Origin of the sequence: Wolbachia endosymbiont (group A) of Bombylius major (assembly GCF_947251895.1) — a bacterium.
GTDB lineage: Bacteria > Pseudomonadota > Alphaproteobacteria > Rickettsiales > Anaplasmataceae > Wolbachia > Wolbachia pipientis.
Window position 1 is genome coordinate 58,573 of record NZ_OX366395.1, and the last position, 26,324, is coordinate 84,896.

The 26,324-nt window shown below is 34.4% G+C and carries 25 protein-coding genes, 1 other RNA gene and 5 pseudogenes; 18 read left to right on the forward strand and 13 right to left on the reverse strand.

Annotated elements, in window-relative coordinates:
* Positions 1–98 precede the first annotated feature (98 nt).
* Positions 99–215, forward strand: a pseudogene (locus OPR49_RS07520) (WPE palindromic element domain-containing protein); the annotation flags it as partial.
* 107 nt (positions 216–322) lie between these two features.
* Positions 323–976: a glutathione S-transferase family protein gene (locus tag OPR49_RS00300; protein WP_265027104.1), complete on the forward strand. Its 654-nt coding sequence runs from the start codon at positions 323–325 to the stop codon at positions 974–976.
* A gap of 1 nt (position 977) precedes the next feature.
* On the opposite strand, the gene OPR49_RS00305 is transcribed toward OPR49_RS00300, so the two are convergent.
* The gene (locus tag OPR49_RS00305) at positions 978–1,625 is read right to left on the reverse strand and encodes an O-methyltransferase (protein WP_010081993.1); all 648 of its coding nucleotides are present in this window, start codon (positions 1,623–1,625) and stop codon (positions 978–980) included.
* Positions 1,626–1,875: 250 nt separating this feature from the next.
* Here OPR49_RS00305 and OPR49_RS00310 point away from each other — a divergent pair, with 250 nt between their 5' ends.
* Positions 1,876–2,154 (forward strand): DUF2671 domain-containing protein, encoded by a 279-nt coding sequence (locus OPR49_RS00310; protein ID WP_265027105.1) that lies wholly within the window; start codon positions 1,876–1,878, stop codon positions 2,152–2,154.
* A 29-nt stretch (positions 2,155–2,183) separates the two neighbouring features.
* On the opposite strand, the gene OPR49_RS00315 is transcribed toward OPR49_RS00310, so the two are convergent.
* From OPR49_RS00315 to ssrS, 3 genes are all read right to left on the reverse strand, one after another.
* Complete coding sequence (locus tag OPR49_RS00315) at positions 2,184–2,870, reverse strand: DsbA family protein (protein WP_265027106.1); 687 nt, start codon at positions 2,868–2,870, stop codon at positions 2,184–2,186.
* A gap of 53 nt (positions 2,871–2,923) precedes the next feature.
* Complete coding sequence (locus OPR49_RS00320) at positions 2,924–3,385, reverse strand: type II toxin-antitoxin system RatA family toxin (protein ID WP_341812822.1); 462 nt, start codon at positions 3,383–3,385, stop codon at positions 2,924–2,926.
* Between the two features lie 19 nt (positions 3,386–3,404).
* Positions 3,405–3,566: non-coding RNA, 6S RNA (gene ssrS, locus OPR49_RS00325), on the reverse strand.
* 109 nt (positions 3,567–3,675) lie between these two features.
* On the opposite strand from ssrS, the gene OPR49_RS00330 reads away from it, so the two are divergent.
* Positions 3,676–4,266 (forward strand): MlaC/ttg2D family ABC transporter substrate-binding protein, encoded by a 591-nt coding sequence (locus OPR49_RS00330; RefSeq protein WP_182367199.1) that lies wholly within the window; start codon positions 3,676–3,678, stop codon positions 4,264–4,266.
* Positions 4,263–5,564, forward strand: a complete 1,302-nt coding sequence (locus OPR49_RS00335; RefSeq protein ID WP_265027109.1) for a bifunctional folylpolyglutamate synthase/dihydrofolate synthase — start codon at positions 4,263–4,265, stop codon at positions 5,562–5,564. Before OPR49_RS00330 ends, OPR49_RS00335 begins: the two co-directional genes overlap by 4 nt.
* Here the strand turns inward: OPR49_RS00335 and OPR49_RS00340 are convergent.
* Both OPR49_RS00340 and OPR49_RS00345 read right to left on the reverse strand, forming a co-directional pair.
* Positions 5,549–6,466 carry a J domain-containing protein gene (locus OPR49_RS00340; protein ID WP_265027110.1) on the reverse strand — a complete coding sequence of 306 codons (918 nt, stop codon included), beginning with the start codon at positions 6,464–6,466 and terminating at the stop codon, positions 5,549–5,551. The two genes, OPR49_RS00335 and OPR49_RS00340, sit on opposite strands and share 16 nt — an antisense overlap.
* A 293-nt stretch (positions 6,467–6,759) precedes the next feature.
* Entirely contained in the window at positions 6,760–7,629 is an 870-nt protein-coding gene (locus OPR49_RS00345) for an IS982 family transposase (protein ID WP_458694421.1), read from the reverse strand.
* A gap of 366 nt (positions 7,630–7,995) precedes the next feature.
* Here OPR49_RS00345 and recA point away from each other — a divergent pair, with 366 nt between their 5' ends.
* Both recA and OPR49_RS00355 read left to right on the forward strand, forming a co-directional pair.
* Positions 7,996–9,063, forward strand: a complete 1,068-nt coding sequence (gene recA, locus OPR49_RS00350; RefSeq protein WP_265027111.1) for a recombinase RecA — start codon at positions 7,996–7,998, stop codon at positions 9,061–9,063.
* Between the two features lie 356 nt (positions 9,064–9,419).
* Entirely contained in the window at positions 9,420–10,508 is a 1,089-nt protein-coding gene (locus OPR49_RS00355; protein ID WP_265027486.1) for an IS481 family transposase, read from the forward strand.
* Between the two features lie 33 nt (positions 10,509–10,541).
* Here OPR49_RS00355 and OPR49_RS00360 read toward each other — a convergent pair.
* Positions 10,542–10,987: pseudogene (locus OPR49_RS00360) on the reverse strand (transposase); the annotation flags it as partial.
* Positions 10,988–11,104: 117 nt separating this feature from the next.
* Between OPR49_RS00360 and OPR49_RS00365 the strand changes: the two are divergent.
* A pseudogene (locus OPR49_RS00365) lies at positions 11,105–11,840 on the forward strand (DDE-type integrase/transposase/recombinase); the annotation flags it as partial.
* Positions 11,841–11,854: 14 nt separating this feature from the next.
* Here OPR49_RS00365 and OPR49_RS00370 read toward each other — a convergent pair.
* A complete protein-coding gene (locus OPR49_RS00370; RefSeq protein WP_458694421.1) occupies positions 11,855–12,724 on the reverse strand; it encodes an IS982 family transposase in 870 nt (289 codons plus the stop codon).
* An 81-nt stretch (positions 12,725–12,805) separates the two neighbouring features.
* On the opposite strand from OPR49_RS00370, the pseudogene OPR49_RS00375 reads away from it, so the two are divergent.
* Positions 12,806–13,093, forward strand: a pseudogene (locus OPR49_RS00375) (IS3 family transposase); the annotation flags it as partial.
* On the forward strand, positions 13,090–13,371 hold the full coding sequence (locus OPR49_RS00380) for a recombinase family protein (protein WP_265027112.1): 282 nt from the start codon (positions 13,090–13,092) through the stop codon (positions 13,369–13,371). The pseudogene OPR49_RS00375 and the gene OPR49_RS00380, both read left to right, overlap by 4 nt.
* A 260-nt stretch (positions 13,372–13,631) precedes the next feature.
* On the opposite strand, the gene OPR49_RS00385 is transcribed toward OPR49_RS00380, so the two are convergent.
* The 3 genes from OPR49_RS00385 to lipB form a co-directional block, all read right to left on the reverse strand.
* The gene (locus OPR49_RS00385) at positions 13,632–13,805 is read right to left on the reverse strand and encodes a hypothetical protein (protein ID WP_156518066.1); all 174 of its coding nucleotides are present in this window, start codon (positions 13,803–13,805) and stop codon (positions 13,632–13,634) included.
* Positions 13,806–13,868: 63 nt separating this feature from the next.
* A complete protein-coding gene (locus OPR49_RS00390; protein ID WP_265027113.1) occupies positions 13,869–14,852 on the reverse strand; it encodes an LD-carboxypeptidase in 984 nt (327 codons plus the stop codon).
* Positions 14,852–15,469 (reverse strand): lipoyl(octanoyl) transferase LipB, encoded by a 618-nt coding sequence (gene lipB, locus OPR49_RS00395; RefSeq protein WP_010081985.1) that lies wholly within the window; start codon positions 15,467–15,469, stop codon positions 14,852–14,854. The genes OPR49_RS00390 and lipB overlap by 1 nt, the downstream gene beginning before the upstream one ends.
* 251 nt (positions 15,470–15,720) lie before the next feature.
* On the opposite strand from lipB, the gene OPR49_RS00400 reads away from it, so the two are divergent.
* The 5 genes and pseudogenes from OPR49_RS00400 (at position 15,721) to OPR49_RS00420 (ending at position 19,211) form a co-directional block, all read left to right on the forward strand.
* Positions 15,721–15,954 (forward strand): DUF6290 family protein, encoded by a 234-nt coding sequence (locus OPR49_RS00400; RefSeq protein ID WP_012673333.1) that lies wholly within the window; start codon positions 15,721–15,723, stop codon positions 15,952–15,954.
* A 65-nt stretch (positions 15,955–16,019) separates the two neighbouring features.
* Complete coding sequence (locus OPR49_RS00405) at positions 16,020–16,193, forward strand: type II toxin-antitoxin system RelE family toxin (RefSeq protein WP_231115917.1); 174 nt, start codon at positions 16,020–16,022, stop codon at positions 16,191–16,193.
* A 164-nt stretch (positions 16,194–16,357) separates the two neighbouring features.
* Entirely contained in the window at positions 16,358–16,672 is a 315-nt protein-coding gene (locus OPR49_RS00410) for a GIY-YIG nuclease family protein (protein WP_064085789.1), read from the forward strand.
* A 656-nt stretch (positions 16,673–17,328) separates the two neighbouring features.
* Positions 17,329–18,252 (forward strand): annotated as a pseudogene (locus OPR49_RS00415) (phage portal protein); the annotation flags it as partial.
* A gap of 89 nt (positions 18,253–18,341) precedes the next feature.
* Positions 18,342–19,211 (forward strand): IS982 family transposase, encoded by an 870-nt coding sequence (locus tag OPR49_RS00420; RefSeq protein ID WP_458694421.1) that lies wholly within the window; start codon positions 18,342–18,344, stop codon positions 19,209–19,211.
* Here the strand turns inward: OPR49_RS00420 and OPR49_RS00425 are convergent.
* Positions 19,208–19,486, reverse strand: coding sequence for a helix-turn-helix domain-containing protein (locus OPR49_RS00425; RefSeq protein WP_265027114.1), 279 nt, complete (start codon positions 19,484–19,486; stop codon positions 19,208–19,210). The genes OPR49_RS00420 and OPR49_RS00425 overlap by 4 nt on opposite strands.
* 356 nt (positions 19,487–19,842) lie before the next feature.
* On the opposite strand from OPR49_RS00425, the gene OPR49_RS00430 reads away from it, so the two are divergent.
* The gene (locus tag OPR49_RS00430) at positions 19,843–20,742 is read left to right on the forward strand and encodes an Rpn family recombination-promoting nuclease/putative transposase (protein WP_265027116.1); all 900 of its coding nucleotides are present in this window, start codon (positions 19,843–19,845) and stop codon (positions 20,740–20,742) included.
* A gap of 13 nt (positions 20,743–20,755) precedes the next feature.
* On the opposite strand, the gene OPR49_RS00435 is transcribed toward OPR49_RS00430, so the two are convergent.
* A complete protein-coding gene (locus OPR49_RS00435; RefSeq protein ID WP_265027118.1) occupies positions 20,756–21,700 on the reverse strand; it encodes a hypothetical protein in 945 nt (314 codons plus the stop codon).
* 390 nt (positions 21,701–22,090) lie between these two features.
* Between OPR49_RS00435 and OPR49_RS00440 the strand changes: the two genes are divergently transcribed.
* Positions 22,091–23,974: an ankyrin repeat domain-containing protein gene (locus tag OPR49_RS00440; RefSeq protein ID WP_265027119.1), complete on the forward strand. Its 1,884-nt coding sequence runs from the start codon at positions 22,091–22,093 to the stop codon at positions 23,972–23,974.
* 810 nt (positions 23,975–24,784) lie between these two features.
* The gene (locus tag OPR49_RS00445) at positions 24,785–26,086 is read left to right on the forward strand and encodes an SHOCT domain-containing protein (protein WP_265027487.1); all 1,302 of its coding nucleotides are present in this window, start codon (positions 24,785–24,787) and stop codon (positions 26,084–26,086) included.
* Positions 26,087–26,324 lie beyond the last annotated feature (238 nt).

Genomic DNA, 26,324 nt, shown 5'->3' on the forward strand with positions numbered 1-26,324 from the left:
TCCAATGTTTATTTATGTCATTTCAGCGCTTATTTATGTCATCCCAGTGCCTAGGCATACAGCTGTATGAATGTTGTGATATAAGAGCAATTTTTACCGAAAAGGATGTCATCCCAGTGCTTGACTACTTGGATCCAGAAAACTTAACTGTAAATGAGCGCACTAGGCAATTGTATAACAAGAACTGGATTCCAGTGTCAGCTACTTGCATGACACTACCTGCTACGCAAACTTCTGTGGACTACAAAGAAAGTTCGTACAGTTGTAGGTCAAGCCATAGAGTAACAAAAAAAGGATATTGGTATAACAAAAGAGGAACATTATGATTTTATATCATTTTCCTCTTTGTCCATTTTCACGAAAAGTTAGAGCTTTTCTAAAAGAAAAAAAATTAGGCTGTGATTTAGTGTATGAAAATCCGTGGGAAAAGCGGAATGAATTTATGGAGATCAATCCAACCGGGCAAGTACCAGTGTTAATAGATAATAACTTTGTAATAGCGGATAGTAATGCCATTTGTGAATATATAGAAGAGACTTACAATAGCGACGTCAAATTACTTGGTTCATCCACTATTATTAAGTCTAAAATACGCGCTCTAATCAATTGGTTCGATAACAAATTTTACAATGAAGTTACTAAGTATATTATGAATGAAAAAGTAATTACTAACCGCAGCCCTGACTCTAGATTTCTTCATGCAGCTCAGCATAACCTGCCTTGCCATATGGAATACATCGAACACTTAATTAACAAGAACGTTTGGCTTGCAGCTGATAAGTTCACTTTAGCTGATATTACTTTAGCATCGCATATTTCCGTAATGGATTATGTAAGTAGTTTTCCATGGGAAAAAAGTAAAATTTTAAAAGAATGGTACTCCATTGTTAAATCAAAGCCTTGTTTTCGTGAGATATTATTAGAGAGGATTTCTGGTTTAATCCCTCCTAAACATTATGCTGACCTTGATTTTTAACTTATGTTAGCTTTAAAGCTACAGTCATTCCTTCATCAGTTGGAATCAATATAGAGAAATATTTTTTTTCATCTGATAATCTATTATTAAACTCCCTCATGGCATGCCATGATTTTTCTGATACTTCTTTTGGAGGCGATTCTAAAAATACTGTGTTAAACAGTAGAGTGTTATCTGCAACGATTAGCCCATCTTGTTTAATGTATGACTCTGCCCAATCTAAATACTTAGGATAACTACTTTTGTCAGCATCAATAAATATCATGTCAAATGGTGCTTTTGCTGATAATTCATTAATTTTTTCCAGTGCATCGCCTTCTATTAGAGTAATTTTATCACTTAGATTAAAAGCACTAAAATTTTTTTTTGCTATTCTTGAGTGTTGAGGATTATTTTCTATTGTATATATATGACCGTCTTTTAGTAGAGCTTTTGCCATGCAAATCGACGAGTAACCGTATAACGTGCCAATCTCAACAATACTTTTGATTTTTTGGATTTTTATAAATAAACTTAATAGCTTTCCTTCTTCAGGGCCAATTTGAATATGTTGCTTTTTTTCAAGAATACAATATTCTTCTATTTTTTTATATTCTTTTGCAAATAGATTTCTTATGTATGACAATTTTATACTAAAATTATTACGCATATATTATAAATTAGGGAGACTTAATTCATACACAATTTATAAATATAATAATATAGTTTAAAATAATAAAAACATTTATTTTAAGTTATTATTTCATAGTATAAAATTTTAAGTGACAAAAATTATTATATATCGTACTATAGTTAACTAGTATAATAAACAGTCGATTATTATGCTAGAATTAAAGGGATTGTTTATGCGCATTTCTCTTTTTAAAATATAATTTTTATAATCAATTAGAGGGGGTTATATGTCTTATACTATTGCTGGTGAAGTTGAAACGTTAAACAAAAAATCTAACAAGAATGAAGGGGTTATGTTACTACATAATCCAGCTTATCGTGAAAAGTATAAAGAACGTTTTGATGAAGCTCAGAGAAAAGTTATGGATATGGTTCAGTTTTATGATGGGACAATAGTATTAATAGAGAATAAAATCGCTATGTATTACTACACTTGGCACAGTAAAAAAAGAGAGTTTGAGCGTAAAAAACAACGAACAGTAGTGAAAAACAATGACTCAGCATAGAGTCTTTTATATGGTAAGCTACAGTGGTATTACTCCACTATAGCTTTTCCATATAATTTATCTATCACATTAGTGAAGTATTTCAGCTCTTTATACCCTCCATGTTTAACTTTATTATGCTCTATATATGATTTATCATCGTTAAGCTTGATGAAAAATATTGGAGTGGCTGTGATACCAAGTTTATTAATTGCCAGTGATTTATCATTTACGATTTTATCCATTATTTTCTTATCATTAATGCATTGGTTAAATGCATCTTGCTTTAAGTTGCTTAGTGCAGCAATTCTTTGTAGTAAAGTCAAATCACTCAAATTGGAGTAATTCCACGAATCTATTGAGTTAAAAACAGCTTTGTTAAAATTAAAGTAGTCTTCTTGTTTTTCGTAGCAATGACTTAGCATTGCAGCCTTTAGCCCTCTGTAATCCAAAGGAAAATGACGAAATATATATAACATCTTACCTGTATCTATATATTTCTCTTTAATTTTAGGAAAAACATTCTTATGAAAAAGAGAGCAGTGATAGCAAGTTAATGAAGCATATTCTATCATTAGAATTGGTGCTTTTGGATCTCCTAATAATTTATCATCAGGTAATAGTGATAGTAACTCTTTTGATGTTATTTCATTAGTTTCTTTTTGAATATGTTGGTTAACAACTGCATAAGAATCAACACTCATAAGAATTAGTAAAAACAATAGTCTAAAAATCATTACAATACAAACACTCAACTTACTAAAAAAATTACATATTTATATTAATAATGTCAAGATAACTTTTGTTTAGCAAGGCTTTCAGCCCTATCTTTAAATGCAGCAATTATTTTACTTTGTGTATATTTATATACTGAGTTTAATAAAGTGGAAAATGAGTTGGACTTAAACTTAAACTCTATATAAAACTTTACCATGGTTTTATTTTCATCTATGGGAATGAATTGCCATTCATTGTATAGATGTTTAAATATTCCATTTGATGATACAGCTTTTATCCAACTTTCATTTGTTCCACTTGGAGAAAGAGAAGTAACTTCTGATGTGTACCTTCCTTTAATTCCATGAAAAGCTGCGAGGAGATCCACAACCATTTGGTTGTTAATTTTTTCTTTTATATAAACGGCTTTGCACCAAGGAACAAAATCAGGATACCTTTCAACATCAATTACAATTTTGAATACTTCATTAGGCGAACATAGGAAGGTACCTTGTTCTCTGTATTGATGAAGCATAAATTTAGTACCAATCAAAAAAGGATCCGTATCTACCGTCAGCCTTAGTAGATTCCTGAGACCTGAAGTTAAGGTGGGCATCGCATATTAGTTTCCACGAAACCAGCAGAGGCAATTCCCTTCTCTAGAAATTATCGCTCGGGAAATTTAACTTAACTCATAACGCATAGCACAGACCCCTACTTGAATTATAGATGATTTACACAGGGCATGTCTATAGGTATATTAAAGTCAGCGATTATTATTTAATCTTTATTAAATTTTGCATTTTAAGTATTATAGTTTATCTTATGAACATTACTAAAGTTTTAATCATTATTGTTTTTATTGTAATTTCTTCAAGTGCTTATACTAATTGTACAGATCACAAAATTTTTGTGCATACTATGAAGCAACAAGTGGATGGTATATCTACAAAAGGAAATAGAAAAAACCTAGAGCATGTACACGAAAAGCTTCAGGAGGTCATTCAGAATAATGTTAACCTCAAAGGAATATCGCAATTCGTTATAGGGAAACATTGGGCTTTAGTTAAACAAAAAGAAAAAGAAGATTTTTTAAGAGAGTATGAAGTGTATCTTACGCGTTTGTGCGTTAAAATTTTATATAAATACATGCATGATAGTGAAATGATCATAATGAGTACAAAAGCAGTTGACGATGAAACTTGCTTAATTGGTACAAGATTTTCTTACGGTGATGAAGAATTTACAAATATTGATTTTAAAGTTACTAAAAATAACAGTTCTTTCTTGATAAGTGATGTTGTAATGAGTGGAATAAGTATTGCTATTAATCAACGTTCTCAATTTAGTGAAAAAATCGACACACATGGCATAGCAAGTGTGATAGATGAATTAAAATGTAACAACAATCTATGATATATATGCCTCATTGGCCTAAGCCACTTGGTAGCAGGCCGAATGATTTTTCTCTTGATCGCATAAAAGGCTTTCTTAGCAAACTAGATAACCCCGAGAAAAAAATGCCTCCCGCAATTCATATAGCTGGAACTAATGGGAAAGGCTCAACACTAGCATTTATAAAATATATAATGCAAGCAGCAGGGTATAAGGTACACGCATACACTTCTCCACATTTGGTGAATTTTAATGAAAGAATAGTTATTGCAGGCAGTTATATCGACGATAATGAATTATATAGCTTGTTAGAAGAATGCCGTGCCGTAATTGCAGAACAACCTACCACTCTGTTTGAAGCTGCAACTATTGCAGCTTTTTTAGCTTTTTCTCGTCATAAAGCCGATATAACTTTAGTTGAAGTGGGTATGGGTGGAAGGCTTGATGCAACAAATGTTATAGATAGTCCGATTTTAACAATCATTACTTCCATTGCCCTTGATCATACAGAATATCTTGGCCCTACTGTAGAAACCATAGCAGGTGAAAAGGCTGGAATAATGAAACCTAATATTCCTTGTGTAATAGCACCACAAAAAAAGTCTATAATGAATACACTAGAATTCCATGCAATAAATAAGAAATCTCCTCTGTATAGAGGAGGCCTTGAATGGAATTGCAAAAAAAAGAACAACAAAATGGTTTTTCAATCAGCTATTCAATCAATAGAATTTCCTTTGCCGTCTTTAAAGGGTGATCATCAGGTGATTAATGCAGGCAATGCTATTGCAGCATGTAGTATTTTAAGTGGAAAGTATGAATTTGATATTGGAGAAGAGGATATCACTTCAGGTTTACAGTGCACTTATTGGCCTGCACGGCTAGAGTCTATAAAAGAAGGTAATTTAATTTCCCTACTACCGAAAGATTGGCAATTATTTTTAGATGGTGCACACAATAATGATGGTGCTAGAGTACTATCTCAGTGGGTAAGAGATAACTTTGCTGAAGGTGTCTATATAATTTTTGGTGTTACTCGTAACAGAAATGTAGAAGAGTTCTTAGAACACTTAAAACCATATATCAAACTACTATGTGCGGTTTGTGTTAAGTCTGAACCTAAAGCAACAAATACAAATTTGATTAGGGAAAAAGCCAATAACATAGGAATAAAAGCAGTTGAATGTGAATCAATTGGCGATGCAATATCAAATCACATATTAAAAGCCTCTATCCAAAACGTCAAAACCATACTAATCTGTGGCTCATTGTTCCTAGCTAGAGATTTGAGTATGGAGAATAATCAACCCACTTCATGAGCTGAGGTGTTAAAAGCACCATCAGGATCTATAGTACTGCTTGGCTTTTCGGTTAACATTCCTACAGGTGCTCTTTGTTCAGTACCCCTTCCTTCAGTTTTCACAAGATCTACAACCTTTCTCTCGTAGATCTCATCTGCTAACTGTAATAATAAAATACACCCTAATACAGCAACGAGTCCAATAAGCACCTTGCTGTCCACACAACCAGATTGATACTGTAATGCCAAACCAGCACCCAACAAAATACAAGGAAGATAAAATAAATATTGAGAAGTGAAAGTCAAAAATTTATATTTTCTACTTTTAAATATTTCCTCTTTTAGCTCTTCTTGATCTAAGTTTTCGCCTTGTTCTTGTCGAGTATTCTGCAGGTCTACAATTTTTTTAACTAAAGAAAAAGTAAAATAAGTTGTTAAGAAAAAAGTTGTAACAGCTATTATTAGACTAGCACTAAACAAAATACCAGGTGCATTGGTAAAATTAGCAGCCTTAAATAACCTAAATCCTAAGTAGAGATACGACACTAATGATGAAATGAGTAGTAATAGGCTTACTACTTCAAAAATAATGAAACATTTTATGCGCTTATCATTCTGGCCTTGTTGAGCTAATTGCACATATCTTTGCTGTTCCTCAACAATTATTAAATTTTTCCCATTGCTTAATGGCTTAGTATATTTTAAAAGTCCTGCCTTATATTCATTAATGGCTTGCATTTTTTCATCGCTTCCTTCTGTTTTATCTGAGTGAGATTTTCTTGCTAACTCTCTATACTTTTTTGTTATTATATTAGATATCTCTAAAAAGTTACGCCCCTCTACTTCTTGCGTTTCAATGCCTAGCTCTTTAAATAAACTTTCATTATAATCATACTCTCTTGTTCTTAGCTTATAGCCCATATAACACCTACAAATTAACTAACTATTAATGTTCTATAATATACATATTTCCAAACTATGTCAATTATTTCATAAATATCTTTGGTAAAAATTATTTCTGTTATGACTAGCATGATAAGTGTATGAAGCGACTAAAATTGTCATTACAGCGCTTAGTGTACGACAGTGCTCCAACATTTAGGGTTGCAGTTTTCATGGCAGATCTGAGTAGCTGACCCATCTAAGAGGTGTCATTCAAGTAGCTGACACTGGAATGGCTTTGTTGCATCGCACCTTATAACGCGAATTCTGGATTAAGGAAGGAAGAAAGAATAGGAAATAGAAGGCTTTTTGGATTTGATGGAATAGGAAATGAGAGTAGAAAAGATATGAACCAAAAAATTAACAGGGGATCTATGGCGAGTGTGTTCAATTTCTAGTCTATTTTTTAGGTAACCAAAAACAGTCTCAATGATAGACCTTTTTCTCAGTAAAATCTTCTCATTTAGCGAAATCAATGTATTTTTCATACCTTTTTTCACGTTGGTAACAAGTTTCAAACCTCGGTCAAACAGCTTCTGAAAAAGCTCTTTTGCAATATAACCTTTGTCACCAAACAAAAGGCCGATTAATTTTTCCGTCAGATTTGGCACAGGTATCCTATCATCAACATTGCCTTTTGTGAGCGTAAGTGCATAAATTTCACCATTTTCATTGATTACCATATGTAATTTGAAACCAAAAAACCAGCCGTAAGTGCTCTTGCTTAATTTTGCAATTCCAGCAAAAACTTTGTTTTTGGATATTCTTTTTGCATGACAAACTGCAATGGGAGTTGTGTCTATATATGAAATTCCAGTGTTTTCTGACTGTCCACAAAGCCAATGCAACAACATTGCTAAATGCCACAAAACCCTAGGCTTTAGAGCAACAAACCTGGTATATGAAGGTAACTTTGGAAACTCTGATTTGTAGAGCAACGTTAGGTAATGTAGATAGAAAGTTTTGAAATTTTTACACGGAGATTGTTGATATAGCAGGATTATTGTCATGATTTCGGAGTGCTCAATTTCCGTTGTTCTTGTGGGTTTTTTACCATTTGGCAGTAGTTTATCTGCAAAATTTTTCTCTATATCTCTGCAAAAATCATCGACCAAACAAAACAGTTTTGTTATATCTTCCATGGGTAACCTCATCTATTTTTTTATAACTGCTGAGTTTACCCTGTTTTCTTGCCTTTTCTATTCTCCTTTAATCCAGAATTCACGTTTATACGGTAGTAATTTACAATAAATTCATGTAGCCATTTCGAATTTAGTCATTTCAGTGTTGGCTACTTGGATGACACCACCTGCTATGCTGCAAATTGCAACGTTCGTACACTAAAGTATAGTGTGTTACTAACGAAGGCAAACAAATATCTGCTTTATGAAAACGTTAATATTTTTCATTGAAATAATAATTGAAATAATACATAAATACTAGAAAAACCTTGGCAGGTTATTCACGTTCGATTATCATAGAGAATTATACAAATTAATAAATGATCTATGGCAAGTAACCCAGAAGAAAGAAATAGTGATAAACAAAAAGCGCTAGATAACGCAATAAGCCAGATTGAAAAAGCATTCGGTAAAGGTGCAATAATGAAGTTGAAGCAAAACCCTGTAGAAAAAATAGACACAATATCCACAGGATCAATTGCGCTTGATTCGGCTCTAGGTGTTGGAGGTCTGCCAAAAGGGCGTATAATTGAAATATTTGGCCCCGAGAGTTCTGGTAAAACCACTCTTGCCTTGCACGTGATTGCTGAAGCACAAAAAAAAGGAGGATCATGCGCATTTATCGATGCAGAACATGCATTGGATGTCTTATATGCTCGTAAACTTGGGGTAAGCACTGATGATTTAGTGATTTCACAACCAGACACTGGAGAGCAGGCGTTGCATATTGTTGAGTATTTAGTGTGTTCTGGTGCGGTTGATGTGATAGTTATTGACTCTGTCGCAGCATTAACTCCAAGAGCTGAAATTGAAGGTGATATGGGTGATCAACATATGGGGCTGCAAGCAAGGCTTCTAAGTCACGGGCTACGAAAGCTAACCTCTGCCGTTTCAAAAGCGAACTGTATATTGATATTTATTAATCAAATTCGTATGAAAATAGGAGTAGTGTATGGAAATCCTGAAACTACCACGGGTGGAAATGCATTAAAATTCTATACTTCTGTAAGGCTTGATATAAGAAAAATTGGTGTAATAAAAGACAAAGAAAATATTACAGGCAATGAAACAAGAGTTAAAGTTGTAAAAAATAAAGTTGCTCCTCCATTTAGAGAAGCGAAATTTGATATAATGTACAATGAAGGTATATCAAAACTCGGAGAAATAATAGATATGGGAGCAAAGCTTGGTGTGCTTGAAAAAGCAGGCGCTTACTATTCATATAACAACACACGTCTTGGGCAAGGAAGAGAGAATGTAAAAACTTACCTAAAAACAAACAAAGAAATCGCAAATGAAATAGAAACGAAAATCAGAGATTTACTCAGAAATCATGATAATTCTATCATAATAGACGAGGATAGTGAGCAACTTTTAGAAGAATCAGTTTTCTAATTTAAGTTATAACATAGTATTTTCAAAAATAAATGATATATAGATAAAGTTTTCTGGGCTCCAATGTTAGTTACCTGGATAACAGGAAAGGGGCTATTTGGATGGTAAAATTAGCATTGGGATAAAATGCAAGAATTTTAACGAAAAAATACAACCCTCTTCCGTTAGCTATAAAATTCTGAAAAAATAAAAACCATAGGCGCCAGATGGTTTTTAGCTTAAAAATAAAAGTCAAGCATCTGGAATTCTAGGCATAGAACCTCTAAGTCATTATTAGAATCAGCTGTATTAAACAGGACTTGATATGACACTTTAAAAAAGTAAGTTAAGAATAATAAAAATAAGGAGTGTTAGAAATGAGTACAATACAAACAAAAATACTAAAACCAAAACTAGGATTACTAGAGCTAGCAAAACAATTAGGAAATGTGTCTCAAGCGTGCAAAGTGATGGGATACTCAAGAGATACATTTTATCGATTCAAGGAGTTATATGAAAATGGGGGAGAAGAAGCATTACATGAAATAAGTAAGAAAAAACCGCTATTAGCAAACAGAGTTTCGGAAGATATAGAAAGAGCAATAATTGGCATAGCTACAGAATTTCCTGCATATGGACAAGAAAGAGCTGCAAATGAGCTGAGAAAAAGAGGTATAATAATTTCCCAAGGAGGAGTAAGATCTGTATGGCTAAGAAATGACCTTGAAACTTTGAAAAAGAGACTTAAAGCACTGGAGGCAAAAGTAGCTCAAGACGGAATCATTTTAACTGAAGAACAACTTGCAGCTTTAGAAAAAGTGAAAGAACAAAGGGAAGCTCATGGTGAAATTGAGACGCAACATCCAGGTTATTTGGGTTCTCAAGATACCTATTATGTGGGCAATATCAAAGGCATAGGGCGCATTTATCAGCAAACTTTTGTTGATACTTATTCCAGAGTTGCAATGGTTAAACTTTACACGGACAGAACAGCTATTACAGCTGCAGATCTTCTTAACGATAGAGTTATCCCATTTTTTGATGAGCAGAGAATTCCATTATTACGCATTCTAACTGATAGGGGTACGGAGTATTGTGGCAAGCCCGAAAATCACGCTTATCAGCTATATTTAGGAATCGAAAATATCGATCATTCTAGAACCAAAGCCAACTCTCCACAAACTAATGGCATATGTGAAAGATTCCATAGAACTATGCAAGATGAGTGTTACAATATTATCTTTAGAAAGAAAATCTACTATTCTTTGGAGGATCTACAGATCGATGTTGATCATTGGTTGCGTTCTTACAATGAGACAAGGCCTCACTCAGGCAAATACTGCTATGGCAAAACACCTATGCAAACGTTTTTTGACAGTAAACATATTGCTTTTCAGAAAAATATTAGTAGCATTAAACAACAGCCTGATATTAGTTTTGACTACGTCAATTCTTCTGTCAGTTAATTCTTCTCTGTCAGATTAAATCTTGTCTTTTACATCAGTAATACTTGATATCTCTGCCGCCGATATTTTGTGATCATAAATTTCCTCAACATGTGACACTATATCTCTATAGCCCATACCACTGGCAAATGTGCTCAAAATCTTCGTTTCAAGCTCTGGTTTGTTTGCCTTTTTTTGACTATTTGGGGTTCAAAGCTTCCCTCCCTATCTCTGGGCGTCAAAAGCTCAAATGAACCTGCACTTGTCCGTAAAGTCTTTCCATTTCTCCCATTTCTTCGATTATTCTCTTCACTTTCAGCTAATAAGTGATTTTCTATTTCACCTTCCAAACTTGCCTCCAGCGGCTTTTTTATAAATGGTGTAAATGCTCCATCCCTTCCTGTCAACGGTTTTCCTTCTCGTATAGACGACAGGATATTTGTTTCTAATTCTTTATAATCTACCAATCCGGTAATTCTGTTTACTATTTTTTGACTCATTGTCAAACCTCCATTTTTTTTATATCAATTTATTACTTTTTTTTCGGTTTGACACACTTTTTTGAACATTCCCCCAGAGAGTGATGGTATACTATCATCATCATTTAAGGAGTCATTATGGGACAGATATTACATGGGTGCGCCAAAACAACAGAGGCGGTGCGTAGAACAATACAAAATAGTAAAGAGAGCATAGCAAAACTTGCCGAGCGCTATGATCTCAACCCGAAAACTATTGTGAAATGGAAAAAACGCTTATTTACGCAAGATGCTACAATGGGCCCAAAACAACCAAGATCAACTGTTTTAACCAAGGAAGAAGAGGCGATAATTGTTGCATTTCGTAAGTATACACTATTGCCATTAGATGATTGCCTCTATGCTTTGCAAGCCTCTATCCCACGCTTGAGCCGCTCTAATTTACATCGTTGTTTGCAAAGACATAACATTAGCAGACTACCAGATGTCGATGGTGAAGTTAAAGCAAAAAAGAGGTTCAAACAATATCCTGTAGCATATTGATATAGCAGAAGTTAGAACAGAAGAAGGAAAGTTGCACCTGTTTGTTGCCATAGATAGAACGTCCAAATTTGCCTATGTCGAGCTTCATAACAGTGCCACAAAACCAATAGCTGCTGAGTTTTTGCGTAATTTGATCAAAATTTTGCCCTATAAAATCCATACTATTTTGACAGATAACGGTATACAATTTACCAATCAAGAACTTCATAAACACGCTTTTCAACACATATTTGATAGAGTTTGTGAAGAACATGACATTGAACATCGTCTAACAAAAATCAGCCATCCTTGGACAAATGGGCAAGTTGAGCGTATGAATAGGACGCTAAAAACGCGAATTCTGGATTAAGGAAGGAAGAAAGAATAGGAAATAGAAGGCTTTTTGGATTTGATGGAATAGGAAATGAGAGTAGAAAAGATATGAACCAAAAAATTAACAGGGGATCTATGGCGAGTGTGTTCAATTTCTAGTCTATTTTTTAGGTAACCAAAAACAGTCTCAATGATAGACCTTTTTCTCAGTAAAATCTTCTCATTTAGCGAAATCAATGTATTTTTCATACCTTTTTTCACGTTGGTAACAAGTTTCAAACCTCGGTCAAACAGCTTCTGAAAAAGCTCTTTTGCAATATAACCTTTGTCACCAAACAAAAGGCCGATTAATTTTTCCGTCAGATTTGGCACAGGTATCCTATCATCAACATTGCCTTTTGTGAGCGTAAGTGCATAAATTTCACCATTTTCATTGATTACCATATGTAATTTGAAACCAAAAAACCAGCCGTAAGTGCTCTTGCTTAATTTTGCAATTCCAGCAAAAACTTTGTTTTTGGATATTCTTTTTGCATGACAAACTGCAATGGGAGTTGTGTCTATATATGAAATTCCAGTGTTTTCTGACTGTCCACAAAGCCAATGCAACAACATTGCTAAATGCCACAAAACCCTAGGCTTTAGAGCAACAAACCTGGTATATGAAGGTAACTTTGGAAACTCTGATTTGTAGAGCAACGTTAGGTAATGTAGATAGAAAGTTTTGAAATTTTTACACGGAGATTGTTGATATAGCAGGATTATTGTCATGATTTCGGAGTGCTCAATTTCCGTTGTTCTTGTGGGTTTTTTACCATTTGGCAGTAGTTTATCTGCAAAATTTTTCTCTATATCTCTGCAAAAATCATCGACCAAACAAAACAGTTTTGTTATATCTTCCATGGGTAACCTCATCTATTTTTTTATAACTGCTGAGTTTACCCTGTTTTCTTGCCTTTTCTATTCTCCTTTAATCCAGAATTCACGTTAAAAGATGCTACAGTTAAAAAGTATTACTACAAATCACACCAGCAACTCAAAGAGCACCTTTATAGCTTCGTTATAGCCTACAATTACGCTAAAAGACTCAAAACTCTTAAGGGTCTTACCCCTTTTGAATTTGTATGTTCTCAGTGGACAAAATTTCCTGATTTATTTATACTTAATCCTTACCATCATACTCTGGGACCATACACATTTATCAGAAGCTTACGAGCAGTTACTAAAGTATTCAGTAAAAAGAAACAACGAAAAGGAGGTAGAAAAAGATGATAACGGTGGCCTTGTATGCAAGAGTTTCATCAGACCGACAAGTGCGGGATCATACAATAGAGAGCCAAATTGCAGAGCTTAAGCGTAGAATTGCTGTAGATGGACATGAGTTATTGGAAGAATATGTATTCACTGACGATGGCCGTAGAGGGTCAAATTTAGAGCGTGAAGGTTTAAAGAATTTACGTGATAAAGTAGCAGAAGGAAAAATTAATAAGGTTTATATCTATTCACTAGATCGGTTGGGCTTTGTTGCATCGCTACTTATGAAAGACTAACTATAATTAGGATTATAAGCAACTTATTGAAAATCTTGTTTTTTTGCAATCAATCTGATCAAATTTAGGAATAGTAATTTGTTATTTATATTAATAAATTTAATTCTATTGAAAATAGCTAAAGCATTGAAATTCTTGAATTTTAGCCGGATTAGTGAGTGGTAGTGAAATTTCTTTTACTCAAATTTAGGTATTCACTGACCGTTCTTGTTATAAATACCAGAATAATAAGCTACTGATATTCTCTACCTTTTTTATCTTTAATCCATCATAGCTAGCGATGCAACAAAGCCATTCCAGACTGGAATGACATCATCCTTTTTTCTGGATCCAAGTAGTCTGGGCACTGGGATGACAGGAGAAAGTGCTGCCGTCATAAAGGAACCAGTGTCAGCTACTTTCATGACACCATCATAAGGTGAAACTGGATCCAAGTAGTCAACTACTCGGATGACAATTACCTTAACAATTTCAAAAGAAGCCTAGTGAGCTATCAGCTATGTGTAGTTAACATTTTGCACGTCCATAAAAAACAAACCTTCTTTTTCGTTTTGAACTCTAATAATAGCGTGAGTGTTAAAAGGTAAAGGATCATTTGTATGTCCATGGCCTACCCCTTTTATTGTAAATACAGGAAAGTTAACACTTTTTGCAAACCTTTCTTTTACAACTTCAACAAGGTTATCGTTATAGCAGTTAACGAAATCCCCAAAGATTACTGCATGTACTCCATCAAAGATGTGGGCTTGTTTTAGGTGATCTAAACTGCGCTCTATTGCGTATGGGTAAACTCTTATGTCCTCTAAAAATAGAATTTTACCTTTCGCATTTATTTGCCAAGCGGTTCCTATACTATTTTCAACTAGAGTCATATTACCACCGATGATTTTAGACTCTAATCTGCCATCTTTTAGTCTAATGCCATTATTTATCGTCTTTAGGTTATCAAATCTGATAGAATTCCGCTTGTTAAGAATTAACTCTTTCAATTTTTCAACAGAGCTTTCAGAAACGGAGTTATTTACTATCATTTCCAACATGGTGCCGTGAAGAGTTTGCCAATCATATTTAGCTTGTAGATGGATGTGCAAGGCAGTTATATCGCTATAGCCTATGAGGATCTTTTTGTTTTGAGCAATCCTTTCTTTTTTATCATTGGGTAACTTTTCTAGATAGGGAATTAACCGAGAAGCCCCTTCTCCTCCTCTGATACACCAAATTATTTTACTATCATTAGTTAGTGCACTAATCAAATCATTTGCTCTGAATTCATCAGAGTTGGAATAAAATGGATTATCATTACTATATATTTTCTCCGAAATATGGGGATTAAAATCCAAAGCTTCTACATATTCTTTTATAGTAGTCAGATCTGATTCTTTTCCCTTCGAAGAAGGAGCAATAATATCAACTTGGTCGATTGCATGAATACTTGTGTTAGCACATAAAGTGAGAATGAAATATAAAAGATAAACAATCATTAAAATATCTTATAAAACTCTTTTTTTAGTATATCATCCAATTCAGAGAGTGGAACTTTCACTCCTAGTTCTTCCATTGACGTGACGCCATAACCTTGCAACCCACAAGGAATAATACCCTTATAGTGAGAGAGGTCTGGAAAGACGTTAAGCGCTATGCCATGATAAGTTACCCATTTTCTTAAACGGATACCAAAAGCTGCAATTTTTTTTTCTACTCCGTTATGGTTTACCCAAATGCCTATTCTATCTTCTCTAAACTCTCCAAGTATATTAAATTGCTTTAAAACATTTATGATCCACTTACTTAGATCTCTAATATATAGCTTTATATCGCATTTGTTTCTTTTTTTAAGGTTTAACATTAAATATATAATGCGCTGTCCTGGACCATGATATGTGTGTTTACCACCCCTTCCTGTTTTATATATGGGAAATAGTTTTTCAACAATATCATCAGCTGTTGCACTGATTCCTGCAGTGTAAAGTGGAGGGTGCTGGAGTAGCCATACTAATTCGTCTGCTGAATTATTGTGAATTTGTTGAATTTTCTCTTCCATAGATTTTACGGCACAGTTATAATCAATAAGCTGATTAGATATTAGCCATTCTGTCATGTTCAATTTCTTTTTTTTTAGTATAGCAGTTCGTTTTTTCCTGTTATTCCAGTGTGTGACACTGAGCGCAGCCTTCCTTATTCCTAATATACTTAATACTAACTTCTGTGCTATTTCTCCTTAACAAACATAGTACATGACAAATGTTTAATTATTTGTCAACACAGGTCCTCTTTACGTATAGGCAACTTTTTTTATTGAAAAATTCAGAAAAATGTTGTATAATTATTAGTAGATTTTAGGTAAAATATATGGCAAACTCAAAATTTAGCATAACTTTCAACAACGAAATTTCAGAGTGTCTTGCTGGACTGGCTAAAATAAGAAATAAGTCCATTAAAGAACTAGCAGAGAAGCTAATACAAGAAGCAATTGAAAATGAGGAAGATAAAATACTAATTGAGCGTGCTGCTAGACGTAATGTTTCAGGTGTGAAGAAAATTAGAAGTGAGGATGTAGACTGGAATACAATATTATCTTCATAGAAAGCGTTCTTGAGAAAGACCTTCCAGCTCTTCCAAAAACAATAAGATTAAGAATCATAAATGCGATAAATAAGCGTCTTACAGTTGATCCCATTAACCTTGGTGAACCATTATATTACAGATTTAAAGGACAAAGAAGATTAAGGGTAGGTGATTATCGCGTTATCTATTCCGTAAATATTATAAAATATGAAGTGGTTATCACAGAGATAGGACACAGAAAAGACATTTATAAGTAAGTACATCATATAAACATTAAATATATTTTGTATCCGTTCAGCAGAGTGGCAAAATAGGTAGACAAGGTGATCTAAAAAGATAATCATAGAGTAAATGTGAGGTAAGTCCTTACAATAAATGGTGCCATCCCAGTGCCCAGACACTGGGATCCAGGTTACTATATATGAAAAGTTATTATGTTTATATACTTGCAAGTGAACGAAATGGAACCCTGTATATAGGTATAACATCAAATTTAATCAAACGAATTTGGGAGCATAAAAGCAAAGCCATTTCCGGTTTCACGTCAAAGTACAATGTTAGTAAATTAGTCTACTTTGAGGAGTTTCAAGACATAAATTTAGCAATTAGTAAAGAAAAGCTTCTAAAAAGCTGGCAGAGAAAATGGAAAATAAACTTAATTGAAAAAACAAATCAAGAATGGAAAGATTTATATGATGAAATCGTATCTGGATTCCAGTGTCAAGCACTGGAATGACACCATTTGTTGGTATCCGTTCAGCGGAGTGGCAAAATAAGGTAGACAAGATAAATCAATCCCAGTGTCAAGCACTGGGATGACAAGGTATAAACCTTATCGTCATGCCGCCGCGAACCGTCATACCGCGATTCATTCGCGGTATCTCCAGATCCCGCTAACAAGTAGCGGGATGACGGTTGTCAGGGTGTCATTCCAGCGCCCCTATGATGTCATCCCAGTGCTTGACACTGGGATCCAGGAATTTTATTAAGTTGGTAAGCATAAAAGTAGCCGTTTTATGTTAAAATACAACGTTTTGATGATTATGAAAAAGCTGGATTCCAGTGTCAAGCACTGGAATGACATCGTTTACTATGTGCCATATTGCAATGTTCATATAGCTGTGTGTCACGCACTTTGCTTCAATATTTGCACATTAGCCACTCCTCTGAACAGATACTATATTTTTACTCCTTCCTGATTCATTTTCTACCTTAGGTGGCTTCGCTCAGCTCAAAAAAAAAGCTCATTCTTTTTGCTACCCCTTATTGTGCCTGCCATTTAACTACTGTGTAGAGATTGCTCTCAAACATAATGTTCGTACGTTAGTATATCCTTCCTGTGACACCAATTGATATAATTCTACCACAAATTCAATTTTTTAGGAGGCACATATGAATTTCAACATCTTTCAAAGAAAAAAAAGTGCAGTATTTACTAAATATTCTGCTTTGCAACTAATGATGGAGCCAAGTTGGAGTAAGCGTGATTATGTAAGTTTTGCTGAGGAAGGTTACATAAAAAATGTTATTGCCTTTCGAGCAATCAATATGATTGCAAGTGCTGCATCTTCGGTACCTCTTACTCTCTGCCAGCTTACTGACCAGGGAAAATCGCAACTAAAAGCCCATCCATTACTGAAATTACTTTATTCTCCTAACCCAATGACATCAAAATCGGAATTTATTGAGGGGATTGTAACTTATCGGTTAGTTAACGGCAATTCTTATATATTGATGATTGAGTCACAGAATAGTAGAAAACCACCAACAGAGCTTTATCTTCTGCGCCCAGATAGGGTTGAAATTGTTCCAGGGAGAAATAACGTTCCTTATAACTATCGTTATGCCATAAATAACAATAGTTATGACTTTAAAGTTGATAAACTAACTGGATGTTCAGCAGTGTTGCACTTAAAGACCTTTAATCCTTTGAATGATTGGTATGGGTTATCACCAATTGAGGCAGCTGCATATAGCATAGATCAGCATAATCAGGCGGGTGCTTGGAATCAAGCGATGTTGCAAAACGGAGCAAGACCAAGTGGTGCAATAGTTGTAAAATCAGCAAAAGATGGAAGTGGTGGAAGTTTAAGTCAAGAGCAGTACCAACGCTTAAAAGCGCAGATAAATGATCATTATTCAGGTTCTATAAACGCTGGAAGACCGATATTGCTTGAAGGAGGCTTGGAGTGGAAGGAAATGAGCTTATCACCAAGGGATATGGATTTCATTGAGTCCAAACACAGTTCAGCCCGCGATATTGCCCTGGCTTTTGGCGTCCCGCCGCAGTTGCTTGGCATACCAGGTGATAACACTTAAAACGTGAATTCTGGATTAAAGGAGAATAGAAAAGGCAAGAAAACAGGGTAAACTCAGCAGTTATAAAAAAATAGATGAGGTTACCCATGGAAGATATAACAAAACTGTTTTGTTTGGTCGATGATTTTTGCAGAGATATAGAGAAAAATTTTGCAGATAAACTACTGCCAAATGGTAAAAAACCCACAAGAACAACGGAAATTGAGCACTCCGAAATCATGACAATAATCCTGCTATATCAACAATCTCCGTGTAAAAATTTCAAAACTTTCTATCTACATTACCTAACGTTGCTCTACAAATCAGAGTTTCCAAAGTTACCTTCATATACCAGGTTTGTTGCTCTAAAGCCTAGGGTTTTGTGGCATTTAGCAATGTTGTTGCATTGGCTTTGTGGACAGTCAGAAAACACTGGAATTTCATATATAGACACAACTCCCATTGCAGTTTGTCATGCAAAAAGAATATCCAAAAACAAAGTTTTTGCTGGAATTGCAAAATTAAGCAAGAGCACTTACGGCTGGTTTTTTGGTTTCAAATTACATATGGTAATCAATGAAAATGGTGAAATTTATGCACTTACGCTCACAAAAGGCAATGTTGATGATAGGATACCTGTGCCAAATCTGACGGAAAAATTAATCGGCCTTTTGTTTGGTGACAAAGGTTATATTGCAAAAGAGCTTTTTCAGAAGCTGTTTGACCGAGGTTTGAAACTTGTTACCAACGTGAAAAAAGGTATGAAAAATACATTGATTTCGCTAAATGAGAAGATTTTACTGAGAAAAAGGTCTATCATTGAGACTGTTTTTGGTTACCTAAAAAATAGACTAGAAATTGAACACACTCGCCATAGATCCCCTGTTAATTTTTTGGTTCATATCTTTTCTACTCTCATTTCCTATTCCATCAAATCCAAAAAGCCTTCTATTTCCTATTCTTTCTTCCTTCCTTAATCCAGAATTCGCGTTCTTAGTACTTTTTGTCTAGGAAATAGAGTTCCAGCCTTAGTTGAGAATGCGTCCGCTAGTCTTTTTATGTCTTTAGTTGGAATACCTTGTACCCCTTGTTCATATTTTAGCAGCGTGTAATATTTTATGCCTGTTTTATCTGCTAAAGCTTTCAGGGTATATCCTCGCTTTAACCTCCAGCTTCTTATCTTTTGCGCTATTTTATATCTTGTAGCGTTAGTATGCTTTATACGGCTACTATTAATGTTACTAGCGGTCACTCTTTTTCACACGATTTCAAAACAAACTAACTCTCAGATGCCTGTTGAAAACTAGTATATTCAATGCTCACGCTATGACAAGTATTGTAGAATTGAATGGAGGGCTTATGATGGTTTTTAGAGTGTATCTTCGATGTCTCCTATAGCTCCAAATTCATAGCATCCATTTCCTGGGCTTGTAAGGCGCTTTATAGCAGGGTTGATAAAAGATGTACAAAACAGACGTCTAAAGTAGAGGATGCTATTCTAAGATGATCTCTGACAGCCGTTTAACGCATTCAAAACTTAAAAAAATAAAAAACTTGAACATTTCTTCAGAATTGTGTATAATTATTAATGCTTTTTAGGTTAATTTTATGGCTCTTTCGAAGTTCCTTGACGTACGAAATGATGTCGCGTTCAAAAGAATATTTGGTACTGAAAAAAATAAGGATATTCTTATTCACTTCCTCAATGACATCATTGGCTTCACTGGTAAAGATGAAATAAAGGATATAGAGTTTCTAAGTACTATTCAAGACCCTGATATCGCCGCTAAAAAGCAAAGTATTGTTGACGTTCTCTGTAGAGATGAAAATGGGGTGCAAGTAATAGTCGAAATGCAGGTCGCTAAAACTAAAGGCTTTGAAAAACGTGCTCAATACTATGCTGCTAAAGCTTACTCAAGGCAAGCTGATAAAGGTAACCAGTATCATAACCTTAAGGAAATTATCTTCATTGCTATAGCAGATTGTGTACTGTTTCCTAATAAATCTGAGTACAAATCAAAGCATACTATTCGGGATGAAGACACTAATGAGCATGATCTAAAAGATTTTTATTTTATATTTATTGAGTTGCCAAAATTTCCGAAAACAAAAGAAGATCAGTTAGAAAATATAGTTGAGAAATGGGTTTACTTCTTCAAATATGCAGACGAAACCAGTGAAGAGGAGTTGGAAGGGATAATAGGAAGCGATATAATAATCAAGAAAGCGTATGAGGAGCTAAATAGATTCAACTGGTCAGAAAAAGAATTTATTGCTTATGAACAGGAAATAAAACGTATTCTTGATGAACAGGCTGTCCTCGCTCAAAAACTTGATGATGCTACTGAAAAAGGTAGAGAAGAAGGCATCCAAATCGGCGAAGAAAAAGGTGAAATGAAAGCTAAAATAGCAGTGGCTAAAAACCTACTTAAAGCTGGCGTATCTGTCGACTTAATAGCTGAATCCACTGGTCTTCCTTCCAATAAAATCAAAAAATTGCAAGAATAACATAACTTTCTACCTACTTAAAATATAAAGCATCTCCAATTCTGCCTCCAACCTTTAATCCTGAAGCCTCAGCTCTAACTTTTTCAGCATACCGCATTCCTTTTTGGATTTTTTTAGGTAAGAGTGGTTTGTTAAATTTTTGATTTGTCACTTTCATAGCCAACACATTAAATGCTAATAGTGTACTTGGTATATCAACTTGTGCTGTAACATGTGTTAAAGGCGCATGTTTAGAGCTGTGAGAATTTTGCTGATTTTGATTTATATTTCCTACCATTTTCCTACTATCTATTCTCTCGTTACTAATCTTTTCAGACCATTTATTGTTTATACCAATCATCGGTTTATATTGACTACTATGTGTATAGTTGCTATTAAACTGCTTATCATTTATTGTGTGCTCCTTTCTTTCACTAATTTTTTTAGGTTGACCATCATAGTAACTATGTTTTTTGTCGCTATGGTGAGATAAAGTAGGTTTTGGCCTACTATGGGAAACTTCTAACCTCTGCTGTTTTTCGCTACTTATAACTCTAGATTGATTAACACTCTTGCTAATAACACTCTGTTCGTTACTCATTTTGCTTTCGTATTGTTGCCTTTCCTGCCTACTATTGCCACGTTTTTTGCTATGGGCACCAACATTCTTATCATTACACTTACGAGCATCATATTTTGACATATATTGAAATTCCATTTCTTGCGCTCGGTCATAGCCAGACTGCTTTAATTTTTGTTGGTCGCTTGAGCCCATTTGAATATCTTCAGATCTAGAATCCTCCAATTCTTTAGCAGCATCTCCATTTACTACATTTGATACTACCACTTTACTTTTTTCTTTCACCCAACCAAACAAATCATTTATCCATGAAGATGGTCTTGCAGCACTACTTGTAACTTCTTGAATAGGTAAGAGACGACTATGATGTCTTTTATCGAGATTAGAATCTAAACTCATTTTACTCTCTGATTTTTGTGTATCACGCCTCTACCAAACAATACATACGAACTTTTTTATATGGTAATTTTATTATACGCTAAAACTACCTATATTGGCTTACTTTTGCTAAATTTACATACGAACTGTTTTGCATAATTTTGTTGCAAAGATTTCAAGCTTCTATTTTTGTAACCTTATTTTTACGCGGCTTGCTCTCACGAATGTACGACCTTTTTTATATTTTTTGTAAAAAGTAAATAATTCAATTTGCTGTTATGCTAATTTTTAGTATGTTTCTATATTATTAATAATCTAATTAAAATATATAAGAAATGTACTAATCTTGATCTTCTTATTAAGATATGCAATAATTAAGTTATATTATAACTTTTAACAGAAAAGATATCTATGATTTTAACACTAGAGCAATGGAAAGAGATACTAAACTCAAATGAGAGTGATATACTTGAACAAATAAAGGTGAAACTAAAAGAACAATGTAAATATATGTATCAAAAGTGGGAACAGGAAAGATTTGATATAAATTATCAATTTGATGTACTATTACCCAGTATCTATACACTATTTGATATAAAATTTACATTATTACATCTGGCTGCTTTCAATGGCAATACTGAGGCATTACAGGCTTTATTAAAAGTAGAGGGTATTGATGTTAATGAGAAAAATGAAAATGGAGATACTTCTTTGCATTTGGCTGCCTTCAATGACTATACTAAAATAGCACAGGCTTTATTAAAAGTAGAAGGTATTAATGTTAATGAGAAAGAAACTAATGGATGGACTCCTTTGCATTTGGCTGCTTTCGATGGCAATACTAAAATAGCACAGGCTTTATTAAAAGTAGAAGGTATTGATGTTAATGAGAAAAATGAAAATGGAGATACTCCTTATGATCACTATGAAATAGAAAAATATCTAAAAGGAACAGGAATATGTGAGGACGCTGAAAGTAGTGCATGGCGCAAAGTACCTTGGACAAAAACTGACAGTCTTGTTAAGAATGATTTTGCACAGTTCGTCGGGTTTTTTACGGCTCATATGGTTTGGCAATTAGAGGGTGGGGAGAATGTTGTACCACTAATTGCTATACAAAATGCGGACGAACGTTGGTATAAGAGAGTTTATGGTGATGATCTCCCATACGAACGTGCCGTAGCTATAGCTCGAGAACGACTGCAGTCTATACTTTCTTCTTCACGTGGTGATTACGCGCTACTTGCCTATGATGGCTTTTTGACACTGAACAATAAGCGTGATGAATCGCTCTTTATTGAGGCACATGATATCAGAGATCAAGAAGGAATAACTTTTGTTCTTGCAATACCTTATCGTTCAGCACAAAGCAAAGAAGGTCTGGCCATTTACCGACCTGTAGTAACAGAAACAGCAAACTTATCTGATATAAATACCTTTTTATATCGTTGTTATGAGGGAGCCCAAAATCATACTAAGGGATTTGAGTTTTGGAATGCGCATATGGACACACCACTTATGAAGTCAAATGAACAGCTTTTTGCAACTATTACGGAAGGTGATATAAAGCAACTTCAAAGACTAATAGAAGATGGGTTGTGTGTTAACTTAGCAGATGAGACTGGATGTACTCTTGCGCATCATGCTGCTTTTTGTGGTAAAAAAGAGATAGTGGAATTCTTATGTGAAAAAGGGGCAAATATTAACGCAGTAGATAGAGAGCAACGTACTCCGTTACATTATGCTACTTCGGAAGATCATGAGGAAATGGTGAAGTTTTTACTTGAAAAAGGAGCGAACATTAATGCAGCAGATCAGCGTGGGGGAACTATGTTACATTATGCTGCTGGAAATAGTAAAAAAGGGTTAGTGAAATTTTTACTTAAAAAAGGAGTGAACATTGATGCAGAAGATCAGCGTGGTTGGACTCCTTTACTTCATGCTGTTCACCAAGGCAATAGAGAAATGGCAGAATTTTTACTCCAGGAAGAAGCAAATATTTGTACAGTAGATAAAGAAGGATTTACCCTTTTACATTCAGCCACTTCGGAAGGTCATGAGGAAATGGTGAAGTTTTTACTTACAAAAGGAATAAATATTAATGCAGAAGATCAGGATGGTTGGACTCCTTTACATTATGCTGTGCATATTAATGATGAAGTAATAGTAGAGCTTTTACTAAAGGAAGGAGCTGATATTAATATAGTAGATAAAGAAGGATTTACTCCTCTACATTATGCTATCTATAATGATTACAAAGAGGTGATAGAGCTTTTATCTATGGGAAGCAAATGACTAAGAGCATATCTTCAAACTGAGAAATGTGCTAGTTTGTATAGTGATTATATTAAAAAAGATATTAGTTTGTGAAGTGAGAGGATTGCTCATACGCCTAAAATTGGAAAGCCAAGCGTTCAACAATCCAACGTTTAGAGCATGTCTGCAAAGGAAGTAGGCAGAAATCAAAAAGTAACCTTAGCCAGAAAAAGTGGTGAAAAAGTTAAGAATGTTTTTGCAAAAAGGATGAGATCAATAAAAAGGATTTCATTTAAGGTATAAAACTATCATAAGTTTTTCTGTTATTTCCAAATAAATCATTATTAATTTAACAATATATATCACTAATAACTTAAATAATCAATCACTTCCAGAACCAAAAGGTAGCCCCGTGAGAAGAATTTTTCTTGGAATGGGTAGGTCTAGAGTTAAGGTCTTGGATGTTTTTGAGCACCTTTAGTAAGTAAGCGTTTCCTCCATTTTCAAGTTTGAGGTTTAGAAAGTTTTTACTATTTGTATTGCTCTGCCTCTGTTGCTCTGATAGTTTCTCCTTCTGAATATAATATGTTGCAAATATTATGCCAGAGAGTATAATAAAATCTACATCAAATACTTTATAAGAAAGTGATGGTAGAGGCAAAATTAAACACTAATAAGAAGATGCTAGAGTTTGAAAAAGCAGCAAAAATATTATTGAAAGGTTAAATGGAGCGTGATATAATATGTAACGTAAAAATTTAAGTAATCTTATTGACATCTTAACGTTAATAGTTCTTAAATGTTTAGTACTGTAGAATTAAATTATTAAGTTTTATGAGTGGAGTAAAAATGGTAGAAAGCTTTCCAGGTAATAACAAAAACAGTAATTTAATTGAGGGAGCAAAAGTAATAGAAAATTTTTTAAATAATAACGAAAACGGTAGCTCAATCTTTCAAGGAAAAATCAGGGAGCAAGATTTCTCTGCAGAGCAAAAGCTAAACGAGCTAAAAGCCGCAATAGAAGAGCTTACCAGACAAGATTTTCTCAGAAGAACCGAGTGTGAGCGTCAGGCCTCTAACTGTGTCGATGAAATATCATCTCAAGCAGAGCTACATATCGGAGAAGATGATGATGAGAGTTACTTCAATTGTGAAAAACCACTGGGAGATTTCTGGAATTTCTTAGAACCTCTCTTTAACTTCTTTGAAGTAGATGTAGATGATCCGAAAATCTACCAAATGCTCAAGGAGAAGAAAGAAAAAAATTGGCTTCTTTCAATAATTAAGTTTTTGCGTGATAAGCTTAAGGAGTTAATCAAGAAGATTTTTGCACGCGATTTAAGTTTCGATCAGAGGTTGGACAAGGAGATAAAAGAATTGAAGGAAAAATTAAACAGTGGTGAGTTATCAGAAGAGGAGTTTGCAAGGGCGTTAGAGAGGCTCGAGGCTCTACAAAATCTGAAACTCAAGTTACAGCTCGCCGTTGTCGGATGGATTGTTACAATGTTCGCAGAGATGTTTGGAGTTGAGTTGGCGGCTGCGGTAGAGGCATCTACAGAAAAAGAAGATAAAAAAGCAGAAAAAACATCATTAAAAGAAGAAAATAAAGAAGTTCACAAAGAAGTAGAAATTAAGGTAGACGAAAGAGAAAAACCTAAAGTGCCAGTTTTCCTTTTTGAAGTTTCACCCGGATTTGTAAGGCCAGTTGTTCTGAACAAACCAGAGCTTGAAATTGTGTCAGATCCTTTGAAACATCTATTGCGTCTTACTGGGCTTGAAAGAAAATCTCATGAAAATTCACAAAAACCAGAAAAAGTGAACGAAGAGAAAAAAGCGAAGCCTGAACCGAAGAAAGAGGTGTGTCCACCGAAACCTGCGGAGCAGCCTGCAGAAAAGACAAATCAACCAAAAAAAAGTAAACAGTTTAAAGCTAGTAAAAGGGATGCAAGAAGACAAGCACGAGATAAACCTCCTACACACAATTATCCAATTGATCATTTTCAAGTTCCATCAGGAACTACTGATAAGTCTAATGCTAGTGCTGATCAGCGTAGTTCTGCAAGTAGTGTTCAAGAAGATCCTAGATCAAAAGTTACTGATGTATTGAATGAACGTGCAGCAAGAGGGAATGGTAATACACCATCGAGATAGCTAGTGTTAGCTACTTATGTGATAAAGAACACTGGATCCCAGTGTCTGGGCACTGGGATGACAAGAAAAAGAGGTACTGGTATGACATTAAAGAGTAGGGATTGATGGCAAAGAGAAATACAGGTGTCATTCCAGCGCGTGACGCTGGAATCTAGAAAACTGAATTTTATGAAAAAGAGTGAATAAAATTTTTTGAAAAAAAATATAAAAAAGTGCTTGCACTTAATTTTATTTTTAG